This window comes from Streptomyces sp. AM 4-1-1 (assembly GCF_029167625.1).
Classification (GTDB): domain Bacteria; phylum Actinomycetota; class Actinomycetes; order Streptomycetales; family Streptomycetaceae; genus Streptomyces.
Genome location: NZ_CP119145.1, coordinates 79,615 through 91,649, shown reverse-complemented (window position 1 = coordinate 91,649; position 12,035 = coordinate 79,615). Strand labels below are relative to the sequence as shown.

Genomic DNA, 12,035 nt, shown 5'->3' with positions numbered 1-12,035 from the left:
GGGACTAGCTGGGTTCGGCCAGCGCGGAGGCGAGCTTGACCCAGCGGTCGAGCAGGTCGGCGGCGGCGCCGCTGTCCACCGCGGCGCGGGCCCGGGCCAGGCCGTCGGCGAAGGCGTCCTCGAACGGCGCCGCCTGCGCGCCGTGGAGGGCGCCGCTGTGGGTGGCCAGGGCGCCGGCGGCGTTGGCGAGGACGGCGTCGCGGGCCCCGCCGGGAGCGCCGCTGAGCATGGTGTGCACGGCCGACGCGTTGTAGGCGGCGTCTCCGCCGCGCAGCGCGTCCGGCCGGGGGCGGGCCAGGCCGAAGCGGAGGGTGTCGATGGTGGTCGTGCGTACGCTGCCGTGCTCGCCGGTGGTCCATACCTCGGTGGGGGCGGCGGTGGTGATCTCGTCCAGGCCGTCGTGGCCGCGGACCACCAGGGCCTTCGCGCCGCGGTCGGCCAGCACGCAGGCCAGGACGGGGGCGAGTTGCAGGTTGGAGCAGCCGACCAGGGCGGCGCCGGGGCGGGCGGGGTTGGTCAGCGGGGCCAGGTAGTTGATCGCGGTGGGCACGCCCAGGGTGCGCCTGACGGGGGAGGCGTGCTTGAGGCCCTGGTGGAAGGCCGGGGCGAAGGTGAAGCCGATGCCCAGGTCGGTGACGCACCGGGCGACCTGCTCGGGGCTGAGGTACAGCGGGATGCCGAGGGCTTCCAGGACGTCGGCGGAGCCGCTCTTGCTGGAGACCGAGCGTCCGCCGTTCTTCACCACGCTCGCCCCGGCGGCGGCCGTGACGATCGCCGCCATGGTGGAGATGTTCACCGTGTGGGCGCCGTCGCCGCCGGTGCCGACGATGTCGACGACGTCGCGGCCGTCGACGGGCAGCGGTACGACCCGGTCCATGAGGGCGTCGAGCAGTCCGGAGATCTCGGCTGCGGTCTCGCCCTTGGCGCGCAGCGCGACGAGGAAGCCGGCGAAGGCCGCGGGCGTGTGGGCGTCGCTCATGACTTCGCCCATGGCCCATCGGGTGTCGTCCGCGGTCAGGTCCTCGCGGCGCAGGAGCGCGGCGAGGAGCTGTGGCCAGGTGCGGACGGCGGGTGCGGTCACAGGGTTCCCCTCGGTGCGGCCCGCCGGCGATCGCCGAGCCGGGCCGGTCTGCTTCGGAGTTCGAGCCTAGCCAGTTGCGGGCGTGCGCACCTGCCGTTCCGCGGGACGGGGGAACGGCTGTGGACGCGGTGACGGTGGACGACGCAGCCGCGCGGGCGCTCGCGCAGCGCGCGGCTGCGGTGGCCGGCGGCGGAGTGAAGGGGGATGGCGGGCTGGTGGTGGTGATCGGCGGCTCGCGTGCCTACGCCGCGCCGCCGTTCCTGGCCGGCCTGGCCGCCAGACGCACCGGGGTGCACGGCGTGCGGATCGCCGCGCCGCCGGGGCCGGCCGGCCAGCATACGGTGCTGGAGGCGCATCTGATCGAGGCGGACGGCCCGGAGCTGGACGCCGCGGCCGTCCGTACGGTCGCCGAGGCGTCCGCGCGGATGCACGGGCGGCTGGTGGCCGACGGTGCCTGCGGCCGGGTGGTGTGGCTGGTCGGTCCGGGCCTGGGCGGCAGCCCGCAGGCCGGGCAGGTGCTGGACGCCTTGGTCGAGGCCCGTCGGCAGGACCGGTCCGCGGCGCTGGTGGTCGACGGGTCACTGGGGGGCGGCCCGGCCGCCCGGCGGTGTATCCGGGCGCTGGGCGCGGACGTGGTGCTCCTCAACCGGCACGAGGCCCGTGCGCTGTTGCCCGCCGGGACCGGTCCGGTCGGCGGTCGCGGCGCGGGGGCCGGGATGTCGGAGCTGGCCGCGCTGGCTCAGGAGACGGGGGCCGTGGCGGTGGCCAAGGGGGACCAGGACCTGATCACCGACGGCGCGCGCGCCTGGCAGGTGCCGGCCGGGCACCCGGGGCTGGCGCGTCACGGGACCGGTGACGTGCTGGCCGGCGTGGCGGCCGGCCTGCTCGCGCAGGCGCTTGCCGCAACCGACGCGGCGGCGCTGGCCTGCCACCTGGTCGGTACCGCCGGAGCCGCGCTCGCCGCCGGTATCGGACCGGGCTGGCTCTCGCGGGACCTGCTCGACGCGGTCGCCGTCGCCCTGCGCGACCTGCTCGCCGCCCCGGACGGGCACCGGCCGGCGCAAGCCCCCTGGCCCGCCCACCTGTGAACCTTCGATTCCTCAACTGTGAGTGGATATCGTGATGACCGCTGTCCGAGAGCACCCCGCCTTGGCCGGGGCGCAGGCCGTGGAAGAGCTCAGCCAGGCGGCTGCCGTGCACCGCGAGCACGGGGAGCGGCACGGCACGCTGCACCCGTGGGTGTGGCGGGCGCTGGAGGAGTCGGTGCTGCCGCGCGTCGCGCTGCCCGTGCACTGCGGCGGCCTGGGGTGGGCCGTGCCGCAGATCCTGGACGCGGTGCGGGAGGTGGCCGCCGCCGACCCGGCCGCCGGATGGGTTGCCGCGATCCACGCCCCGGCCGGCGCGTTCCTCTCCCGTCTGGAGGAGGCCGCGGCCCGCGACCTGGCGGGGCTGCGCCCGGTCATCGCCGGATCCTCCCTGCCCGCCGGTACCACCGAGCAGCACGGCACGGCCGTGCGCCTGCGCGGGCGCTGGCCCCTGGTCACAGGCGCGCCCGCGATGACGCTGACCGCGCTCGCCGCCCCCGTCCGCGGCGCCGACGGGACCCCGGTCACCCGCTGGTGGCTGGTGCCGCGCGACGCGGTGACCGTCGAGGAGGACTGGGACGCGCTCGGCCTGCGCGGCAGTGCCTCGTTCACCGTGGCCTGTGACACCGACGTCCCCCTCGCGCACAGCGTCGTGCTGACGGACCCGCCGCACGTGGACGTGCCGCTGTTCCGCTACCCGCTCTACGGGCTGATGGCCGGGTGCATCGCCGCGGTGGCGCAGGCGACCGCCGAGCGGGCGCTGGCGGCGTTCACCGCGCTGGCCGCCACCACCGGCACCCGGCACACGGCCGGCACGCTCGCCGAACAGCCGTCCGCGCAGGCGGCGTTCGCCCGCGCGGACGGCCGGGTGCGCGCCGCGGCCGCGCTGCTGGACCGTGCGACCGCAGCCGCCTGGGCCGCTGCTCTGGCCGGGGAGGTGCCCGGCGCCGAGCGGGCGCTGCTGCGGTCGGCCTGCTGCCAGATGGCCGAGGCCGCCGAGGCCGTGTGCCGGGAGCTGTTCGACGCCGCCGGTACCGCGGCCGTCCACCGGGGCAACGGCCTGGAGGGCGCTTGGCGTGATGCCGTGGTGATCTCCCGCCACGCCCTGGTCGCCGCCCGCGGCCGCCAACTGGCCGGCGCCTTCGAGCTGTCCGAGACCGCCGCGAAGGATCTGTGATGCACGACCGTCTCCTTCACCGCTTCCTCGACCAGCCCGGCGACCGGGCCGCGACCGTCGATCTCGACGGCGCCATCTGGTCGTTCGACGAGATCCTCGGCCGGGCGCTGGCCGTGGCCCAACAGCTGCGCGCCCACCACCAGGTCGCCGGCCGCGTCGTGCTGCTGCGCACCGGCCCGGGGCCGCTGTTCAGCGTCGCCGACCTGGCCGTGCTCCTGGCCGGCGGTGTGCCCGCCGTCCTGCCCGACCTCACCGCCGAGCAGCTGACCGCGGTGTGGCGGGTCGTCGACCCGGCCGCGGTCATCGACACCACCGGCCGGGACAGTCCCCTGCTCGCGGACGCGGCATCCCGGGCCGGGACTCTCCTTCACCGGGTGGACGAGGCGACCTGCCGCCCGACCGGAACACCCCTCCAATGGCGGGCGGTTGCCCGGCGCTGGGCCGGAGCGCGGCTGGAGCAGGCCGCCGCGGTGGTGTTCACCTCCGGCACCACCGGCACCCCGCGCGCAGTCGCCCTGGGCGACGCGGAGCTGGTCCGCGGAGTCCGCGCCTGGACCGCCCAGTGGAACCACCGGCCGGCCCGGGCCCTGTCCTACCTTCCGGTCTCCCACGTCGCCCAGCGGATCATGGGGCACACCCTGATGTGCCTGTACGGGACCACCGTGGTGGCCTCCACGCCCGAGCGCGTCGTGGAGGACCTGGCCGTTCACCGGCCGGACACGCTGCTGGGCGTCCCGCACGTCTGGGCCCGCCTGGCCGCCGCCGCGCACGATGGCGCCGCCGGGCGGCAACTGCGGCAGGCGCTGGCCGCCGTGACGACGGCGGTCAACGGCGCCGCCGCCCTGGACCGGGCCGTCGCCGCCGACCTGGAGCACCTGACAGGGCTGCGGATCGCCAGTGCGTACGGGGCGACGGAGACCACCGTCCCCGCCTTCCACCAGGTCGACGCGGCGCTGCCCGGCCTGGGCCGGCCGGTCGGCATCTCCTACCGGGTCACCACGCAGGGGGAGTTGCTGCTGCGCGGGGCGAACCTGGCCGCCGGCTTCGTCGACTGCTGGCCGCACCTGCGGCCGGTCACCGACCGCGACGGCTGGCTGCGCACCGGCGACCTCGTCCGCGTCGACGCCAACGGCGAACTCCATCTCGCCGGCCGCCTCGCCTCGGCGTTCAAGACCTCCCGCGGCGAGATGATCAGCCCCGAGCCGGTGGAGGCCCACCTTCTGTCCCACCCGGCCGTGACCGCCGCGTGCCTGCTCGGCCACGGCCTGCCCCGCGCCATCGCCCTGGTCTGCGCGCCCGGCACCGCCGGCTGGCCGCGCGAACAGCTCGCCGGTCTCGAAGACCACCTCCACCGCAGCGCCGAGGCCGCCCGGCGGCGCGGCGAGCTGCCGTGGTCCGACCTGGCCGCCGTCCGCGTCCTGCCCGACTCCTGGCCCGACCTCGGCCTGGTCACCAGCACAGGCAAGCCGCGCCGCACGGTGATCGCCGACCGCTACCGCCACCTCCTCACCCTCCCGGAGCCCGCCCGTGTCCCCGCATGACCCGAAGCCCATCCTGTGTCTCGACATGGGCGGCGTCTTCTTCTCCTACTCCTTCCTGTCCGCCCTCGCCGCCTGGGCGGACGCGGCCGACACCGACCCGGACCTGCTGCGGGAGCGCTGGCAGATCGACGCCGAATTCGACGCGTTCGAACGCGGCGAAATCGCCCCCGCCGCCTACCTCGGCCACCTGCGCCACCGGCTGGGCCTATACCAGTTGAGCGACGAGCAGATCGCCGCCGGCTGGAACGCCATCTACGGCACCGTCGACACCGACCTGATCCGGCTCTTGGGCGGCGCTAGCACCCGCGCCCGTTTCGACCGCGTCGTCGGCGTCTCCAACACCAACGTCCTGCACGCCGACTTCTGGCGCGAGCTGTACCGCGACCAGCTCCCGGTCATGGACACCGTGCACTGCTCCCACGAGATCGGCGCGACCAAGCCGCAGGCGGCGTTCTTCGACCACGTCGCCGCAGAGCATGGCGTCCCGCGCAGCCGGCTCGTCCTCATCGACGACATCGCCGAGGTCACCACCGCCGCGGCCGGCCTGGGCCTGCGCGCCCACCACTACCAGGGCGCCGCCGACCTCGCGGTCTACCTCAACACCCTCTGATCCTTCCGCTTTTCCGCCCCACATCAAGGGAACCTGCTGTGGAACTGCTGATCACCGGAGCCGCCGGCTTCATCGGCTCCGCCCTCACCGGCGCGCTGCGTGCCGCCGGGCACGGCGTCACCGCGGTCGACGACCTGTCGGTCGTCTCGCCGCGCCCGCGCCCCGACGGCCTCCAGGTCCGCGACGTCCGCTCGCTGACCACCGACGACCTGGCCGGCTGCGACACCGTCGTGCACCTGGCCGCGCACAAGTCCGTGCCCGCGAGCTTTGAGGTCGGCGGGTTCGAGCACAACGTCGCCGTCGACCGGCACGTCATCCACACTTTCACCGCCTCGACGGCCCGGCGCCTGCTGCTGGCCTCCTCCTGCGAGGTCTACGGCCAGCAGACCGGCCCGCTCGCCGAGAGCGCGCCGCACGCGCCCCGCTCGCCGTACGCCGCGGGGAAGGCGGCCACCGAGCACCTGGCCGGCATCTACCGGCCGCGCCTGGGAGAGGGCCGCCAGCTCGGCATCGTGCGGTTCTTCAACACCTTCGGCGCCCACGAGGACCCCGACGCCGTGGTCCCCGCCTTCCTCGACGCCATCGCCGCCGACCGGCCGCTGACGATCGAGGGCGACGGCAGCCAGGCCCGGGACCTGACTCACATCGACGACGCGGTCACCATGCTCACCCGCATCCTGAACGCCCCCGAGCTGCCGCCGGTCGTCAACTGCGGCTCGGGACGCGCGGTCCCGGTCCGCGATCTGGCCGACGCCGTCATCCGCGCCGCCGGCCGCGGCACGGTGACCCACACCGCCGCCCGCCCGAACGAGATCGCCTCGTTCACGGCCGACATGACGCTGTTCGCCCGCCTCTACGGGCCCATCGAGCACCGCCCGTTGGACCAGGCGCTGGCCGACACCCTCCAGCAGCGCTCCCTCACCTGGGTGCCGGCCGGAGCCACCCGGTGAACCCCGCACCCGCCCCGCCCGCACCGGCGCTCCCCGCCTCCCCGCCGCCGGGGGCGTCGGTCGGACGGCCGGCGCTGAGCACGGTCAGCGGTCCGGCGGCGCTGGGGACCTTCGAGTTCGGCACCCCCGCCCTGCCCCCGACCCGCGCCTACGAACTCCTTGACGCCTATTACGAGCTCGGCGGCCGTCTGATCGACACCGCCCCCACCTACGGACCGACCGGCGACGGCGCATTCCACGCCGAGCCCCTGATCGCCACCTGGCTGCGCACCACCGGAGCCGATGACGTGCACGTCATCACCAAGGCCGGCCTGGACCCGGCCCGGCCCGACCGCGGCGACCTGCGCCCCGAGACGATCCTCGACCACGCCCGCCGCAGCAGCGAGCGCCTCGGCGTCCCCTTCACCCTGGTCCTGCACCGCGACGACCCCGACATCGGCGTCGACGAGATCGCGGATGCCGCCGACCGGGCGGTCCGCGACGGCTACGCCGGCCGCGTCGGCGCCTCCAACTGGACCACCGACCGGCTGGAGACCTGGACCGTCCACGCCCACCGGCAAGGACTGGCCGTCCCCGAGGTCACCGCGCCGTTGTGGAGCCTGGCTCCGCGCGTACAGCCGCCGCCCGAACCCTGGCTGGTCGAGGCCGATCCGGACCACCTGGCCCTGGCCGCCCGGCACGCGATGACCGTCACCCCTTACCGTGCGCTGGCCGCCGGGTTCCTCACCGCCCGGCACACCGGCCGCCACGCACCCCACCACGCCACCACCTACGACACCCCGACCGGCCGGGTCCGCCGAGCCCGGCTCCTTCAGGCCGCCACGGCGCTGCGGATGACCCCGCACGGACTGGCCCTCGCCTACCTGCGCACCGCCGGACGGCCGGCACAGGTGGTCCCGGTCATCGGAGCGCGCACCGCCCGGCAGCTGCGCGAGAGCATGGCGGGCGCCGCCGCGCCCGACCGCGTCACCCCCGAGCTGGTCGCCTACCTCGAAGGCCGCCCGTGACCAACTCCTGCTGCCCGTCCGGCTTCGGCCGGGCGGGCAGGTCACCGAAGCAGCCGGGCGAACCGCTCGGGCACCAGGCCGCGGCTGTTGCCCTCGTACGGGAACAGCCACGTCGCCCGGCGCAGGTGATCGCGCAGATCGTGCCCGAGGTCGTCCAGCACGCCGCGCACCGCCAGCGGCTCGGCGAAGTCGAACACCACCGGCGCCACCCCCGCCTCCCGGCGGGCGAGCTCTACGACGCCGGGACGCTCCCCGTCATCCGCCGCGCGCCAGGCGACCTCCCAGCGCTGAGTTCCGGCGGTCACCGACCACCGGCCCGCGGCACCGCCGGTATCCATCGGCTCGACCGCCGCGCCCTTAAACCGCAGGCGCTCCAGCCAGATCTCCAGAAGGCCGGCCACCGCCTCGCGCCGCGCGGCCACGTCCAGCGCCACCGGCTCCAAGGCCCGCTTGACCTGGGCGGGCACCCCGGCCGCCAGCACACCGGCGGGCAGCGACCGGTTCACGGTGGCCATCGCGGCCACCACTGTGCCCGCCCCCACCCGCACGCCGGGCAGCAGCACCGACCGGAACCCCAGCCACACCCTGTCGCCCACCTCCACCCCGGCGAACGCCGCTCGGTGCCCGTCGCGGACGGCGTGGCCCGCGTGGTAGCCGTGCGTCCAGATCGCCACCTGGGCGCTGATCCCCACCTCGTCCCCGATCACCACCTGCTCGGTCGGGTTCACCACCACGTCCGGCGCGATCTGGCACCGGCACCCGATCCGCACCACCGACCGCTCCTCCATCGACGCGCCCGCGCCGACGCGCAGCCGGTGGCCGATGTAGCTGCCGTCGCCCACCGACCAACGCCGGCACACCACGTCCGCACCCGCATCCACCACCGTTCCCGCACCCAACACGGCCTGATCCGCCACCAGCCACCGGTTGCCCTCGCCCACCTGCGCACCCGGTCCCAACTCCAGGTGCGCGGAGCGCAGATCGCACCCCGACCCGACCACCGCGCCATCGGCCAGCACCAGGTCGTCGGCGACGATCACCGTCCCGGCGCCGATCCGCACCCCCTGGCCGATCCGCACCCGGCCGACCCGTACCTCCACGCCGGGAAAGTCCTTCATCTCCACCGCGTCTTCCTTCCTGTTCACGCCGGGCCGACGGCGACCGCCGCAGGCCGATCCGATCCGTTCACGCGGTTAAGGAGCACCATGACCTCCAGCTCGCGCAGCGTCCTGGCCGTCGCGGCCCACGCCGACGACGAAGTCCTCGGCGCCGGCGGCACCCTGGCCGAACACGTCCACGCCGGCGACCGCGTATACCTGCTGGTCCTCTGCGCCAGCGCCACCAGCCGCCCCGGGACCGGCCACGACGAGACCCGCGCCCACCGCGCCGACTGCGTCCACCAGGTCGCCGCGCTCTACGGGGCCGAGGTGGAGATCGCCGACTTCGCCGACAACGCCTTCGACACCGTGCCCCGCCTGGCGATCACCCAGACCGTCGAAGCCGCCGTCGCCCGCTGGAAGCCGCAGATCCTCTACACCCACAGCGCCGCCGACCTCTCCCTCGACCACCGCATCACCGCCGAAGCCGTCGCAGCCGCAACCCGCCCCCAGCCCGGCTCCAGCGTGGCCACGGTGCTGGCCTGGGAAGTGCGCTCGGCCACCGAATGGGGCACCGGCGACCCGTTCCGCCCCACCTGGTTCCAGCCCCTGACCGCCCGGGCCCTGGCCGTGAAGAAACAGGCGCTGGAGCTGTACGCCTCGGAGATGCGTCCCTGGCCGCACACCCGCTCGGTCCGCGCGGTGCTCGCCGCCGCGCACGTGCGCGGCGCCCAGATCGGCCGCGAGGCTGCGGAGGCGTTCGAGGTCGTACGGCATACGGTCCTCACGCCGGAGTGAAGAACGCGCGCGAGTCGTCCGCCAAGGCCAGCGCGATGCGCTCGCGGACGCTGTCGCGCACCGGCGGCAGGGCGTCCGGCGCGAACCAGCCGACCTCCAGCGACTCCTCGTCCGCCACCCGGGCCACCTGGTCCGGGTCGGCGGGCCGGCACGCGAAGACCAGCTCCAGGTACTGCGCCAGGTCGCCGCCCGGGTGCCGGACCTCGGGTGAGACGGTGACCGCGGCCAGGCGCTCGACCACCACCCGGATCCCGGTCTCCTCCTCCACCTCCCGGACCGCCCCGGCGGCCGGGGCCTCGCCCGGCTCCAGGATGCCGCTCAGCAGCGACCACTCACCGGTATCGGAGCGACGGTGCAGCAGCACCCGGCCCTCCTCGTCCCGGACGACCGCGTTCACCCCCGGCAGCCACAACAGGTGGTCCGGACCGACTGCTGCGCGAAGGGCGGCGACGAAGTCAGGGATCAAGGGGGGCCACCTAGGAGGTGAAGAAGCAGAGGCATGGGCCGGCCGGATGCCGCCGCGGTACGGTCACGGGCGGCTCCGGCCCCCAACCAGCTCAGCACCCCGGCCCCGGCGCGCCCAGGACTCACGGGCGTGAAACCCGTGAACTCGACGGCTGAAGCGTGAAAACCCGTGAAACGTCCCACGCCGCATCACTGTGACGTAGCGTCAACGTGTGGCGACTGAACGCATCCCCTCGCGCCCACACCCCGCTGTACTCCAGGAAGCGCTCACCCGCGCTGACTGGTCGGCCGGGGACCTGGCCAGAGCCATCAACCCCCGCCTCAACGCGATGGGTCACCCCACCGTGAGCACCACCGCGGGTTACAAGTGGCTGCGCGGGCGCCTCCCGCGCTCCTCCGCGGTGCGCGATGTCGTGGCGGTCGTCCTGTCCGAGGCCACCGGCCGCCGCTACACCTCCGCCCAGCTGTGGGGCCGCGAGCATCCCACCACCGAGACGGGAGAGACCGAGGAACTCCTCGGGCCCCTGCCCCTGGAAGAAGTCCTTCGGACCGCGTCCCAGTGGACCAGCGGCACCATCGAACCCGCACTCGTCCAGTCCACCGCCACCGAGCAGTTGACCGCGGCCGTCTGGGACGCCACCCGCCAGGCCCCCGTCCAGCGCATCACCGGGCGCAGCGGCGGGGACTTCGTCGCGCCGGAGTTCGTCGACATGCTCGAAGAGCAACTCGCCGCTCTGCGACGCCTCGACGACCGCACCGGTGGCGGCCTCCTCAGCCAGCGCCAGGCCCGGATCGCCCTCCACGAATCCCTCGCCCTCATCCACAGCGCCCAGTACACCGCCGCGACCGGCAACCGCCTCCTCCAGCACGCCGCCGGCGCCGCGCAACTCGCCGGCTGGATGAGCTTCGACGCCGGACTCGCCCCCGCCGCCCACCGCTACCAGCTCCTGGCCATCCGCATCGCCCGCGCCGCCGCCGACACCACCACCGTCTCCAACGCCGTCGGCATGCTCGCCTACCAGCACGCCGCCGGCGCAGACCCCGCTCTGGCCCTGCGCTTCGCGCACGCCGCCGTCGAACACTCCGCCCACGCAGTGCCTCTCGTCCAGGCCCGGGCCTGGGGGCGCCTGGCCACCGCCCACGCCAGCGCCGGGAACCTGGACGGTTTCCGCCGCGCGACCGAGCAATGCCGACGCCTGATCCAGCAACGCCGCAGCGACGACCCGCCGTCGCTGTACTACCTCACCTCCCAGCAGATCGACGCCGAGTCCGGCCAGGCGCTGGTCGACCTCGCCGCCCACATCCCCCGCCAGCGAACCCGCCTGCTCCGCGAGGCAGCCAACCTCCTCACCCCGATCGCCGACCAGGGGCCCGCCGCCGGCTTCCGCCGCTCCGGAATCCTCCACGGCATCCACCTCGTCCGCGCCAGCATCGGCGCCCGCGACACCGAAGCCACCGCCCAATGGATCACCGCCCTCGCCGGCCACGTGCCCCACGTGCAGTCCGTCCGATGCCGCACGCTCCTGGCGGGCGTGCGCGGCAGGGCGGGCAAGCAGCTGCATGCCGCCGGCCGCACTGATGCGCTCGACGCCCTCAGCACGGCACTATCGAGGGCATGACCCGACTGCTCCCGGCCGCCGCACCCGCGTGGACGATCACCGCCGTCTCCTACGACAGCCCGTCCGCCCGTGCGCTCACCCGGGCCCTGCACAGCGAGCAGGTCGCGACCTACGGAAAGGCCGACGACCCGGCAACCACCCCGGTCGCGGAGTTCGAACCGCCCGGCGGCGTGTTCCTCGTAGCCGGCCTCCCGGACGGAACAGCCCTGGCCTGCGGCGGGTGGCGGACCGTCGGCTCCACCACCGCCGAGGTCAAACGGATGTACGTGACCCCGGCAGCCCGCGGCCAGGGCCTCGGACGGGGGATCCTTCAGGCCCTGGAACAGGACGCCCGTCATCACGGAAAGACCGAGGTGCTCCTGGAAACCGGCGTCAGCAACCACGCCGCGCTCGCCCTCTACACCAGATGCGGATACGCCCTGGTCGACCCCTACGTCTCCGGCCGGGACCCCCGGATCAACCGGGCGCTGAGCAAGACCTTGAGCTCGCAGACAGAGGGGCAGCAGCCCAGAGCGGTGTAACCGGCTACCGCGCGGGAGCGCTCCGAGGGGGCCAGCGGCTTGATCAGTCTGAGGGTGCCGATCGGCACCCTCACTCTCGGTCCG

12 protein-coding genes are annotated in these 12,035 nt (G+C 74.9%); 9 read left to right on the top strand and 3 right to left on the bottom strand.

Features of this window, described 5'->3' with window-relative positions; all coding sequences use genetic code 11:
• Positions 1-4: 4 nt before the first annotated feature.
• Entirely contained in the window at positions 5-1,081 is a 1,077-nt protein-coding gene (gene trpD / locus PZB75_RS00440; protein ID WP_275533263.1) for an anthranilate phosphoribosyltransferase, read from the bottom strand.
• Between the two features lie 134 nt (positions 1,082-1,215).
• Between trpD and PZB75_RS00435 the strand changes: the two genes are divergently transcribed.
• From PZB75_RS00435 to PZB75_RS00410, 6 genes are read left to right on the top strand one after another with little or no spacing between them, the layout of a single operon-like run.
• The gene (locus PZB75_RS00435; protein WP_275533262.1) at positions 1,216-2,169 is read left to right on the top strand and encodes an NAD(P)H-hydrate dehydratase; all 954 of its coding nucleotides are present in this window, start codon (positions 1,216-1,218) and stop codon (positions 2,167-2,169) included.
• Between the two features lie 34 nt (positions 2,170-2,203).
• Positions 2,204-3,343, top strand: a complete 1,140-nt coding sequence (locus PZB75_RS00430) for a hypothetical protein (RefSeq protein ID WP_275533261.1) — start codon at positions 2,204-2,206, stop codon at positions 3,341-3,343.
• Positions 3,343-4,884 (top strand): AMP-binding protein, encoded by a 1,542-nt coding sequence (locus PZB75_RS00425; protein ID WP_275533260.1) that lies wholly within the window; start codon positions 3,343-3,345, stop codon positions 4,882-4,884. Before PZB75_RS00430 ends, PZB75_RS00425 begins: the two co-directional genes overlap by 1 nt.
• Positions 4,871-5,494: a hypothetical protein gene (locus tag PZB75_RS00420; RefSeq protein ID WP_275533259.1), complete on the top strand. Its 624-nt coding sequence runs from the start codon at positions 4,871-4,873 to the stop codon at positions 5,492-5,494. The genes PZB75_RS00425 and PZB75_RS00420 overlap by 14 nt, the downstream gene beginning before the upstream one ends.
• Positions 5,495-5,532: 38 nt before the next feature.
• Complete coding sequence (locus tag PZB75_RS00415) at positions 5,533-6,444, top strand: NAD(P)-dependent oxidoreductase (RefSeq protein ID WP_275533258.1); 912 nt, start codon at positions 5,533-5,535, stop codon at positions 6,442-6,444.
• The gene (locus PZB75_RS00410; protein ID WP_275533257.1) at positions 6,441-7,451 is read left to right on the top strand and encodes an aldo/keto reductase; all 1,011 of its coding nucleotides are present in this window, start codon (positions 6,441-6,443) and stop codon (positions 7,449-7,451) included. Before PZB75_RS00415 ends, PZB75_RS00410 begins: the two co-directional genes overlap by 4 nt.
• A gap of 41 nt (positions 7,452-7,492) precedes the next feature.
• Here PZB75_RS00410 and PZB75_RS00405 read toward each other — a convergent pair whose 3' ends face one another.
• Positions 7,493-8,575, bottom strand: a complete 1,083-nt coding sequence (locus tag PZB75_RS00405; RefSeq protein WP_343286212.1) for a hypothetical protein — start codon at positions 8,573-8,575, stop codon at positions 7,493-7,495.
• Positions 8,576-8,656: 81 nt separating this feature from the next.
• On the opposite strand from PZB75_RS00405, the gene PZB75_RS00400 reads away from it, so the two are divergent.
• Positions 8,657-9,346: a PIG-L family deacetylase gene (locus PZB75_RS00400; RefSeq protein WP_275533256.1), complete on the top strand. Its 690-nt coding sequence runs from the start codon at positions 8,657-8,659 to the stop codon at positions 9,344-9,346.
• Here the strand turns inward: PZB75_RS00400 and PZB75_RS00395 are convergent.
• Positions 9,333-9,812, bottom strand: a complete 480-nt coding sequence (locus PZB75_RS00395) for an NUDIX domain-containing protein (RefSeq protein WP_275533255.1) — start codon at positions 9,810-9,812, stop codon at positions 9,333-9,335. The two genes, PZB75_RS00400 and PZB75_RS00395, sit on opposite strands and share 14 nt — an antisense overlap.
• Before the next feature lie 211 nt (positions 9,813-10,023).
• On the opposite strand from PZB75_RS00395, the gene PZB75_RS00390 reads away from it, so the two are divergent.
• Positions 10,024-11,430 (top strand): hypothetical protein, encoded by a 1,407-nt coding sequence (locus PZB75_RS00390; RefSeq protein ID WP_275533253.1) that lies wholly within the window; start codon positions 10,024-10,026, stop codon positions 11,428-11,430.
• Complete coding sequence (locus tag PZB75_RS00385) at positions 11,427-11,951, top strand: GNAT family N-acetyltransferase (RefSeq protein WP_275533252.1); 525 nt, start codon at positions 11,427-11,429, stop codon at positions 11,949-11,951. The genes PZB75_RS00390 and PZB75_RS00385 overlap by 4 nt, the downstream gene beginning before the upstream one ends.
• Positions 11,952-12,035 lie beyond the last annotated feature (84 nt).

Excerpts from the sequence above, each read along its gene's own strand:
- PZB75_RS00430 (WP_275533261.1), top strand. The coding sequence starts at position 2,204 with ATGACCGCTGTCCGAGAGCACCCCGCCTTGGCCGGGGCGCAGGCCGTG.
- PZB75_RS00425 (WP_275533260.1), top strand. The coding sequence starts at position 3,343 with ATGCACGACCGTCTCCTTCACCGCTTCCTCGACCAGCCCGGCGACCGG.
- PZB75_RS00400 (WP_275533256.1), top strand. The coding sequence starts at position 8,657 with ATGACCTCCAGCTCGCGCAGCGTCCTGGCCGTCGCGGCCCACGCCGAC.
- PZB75_RS00385 (WP_275533252.1), top strand. The coding sequence starts at position 11,427 with ATGACCCGACTGCTCCCGGCCGCCGCACCCGCGTGGACGATCACCGCC.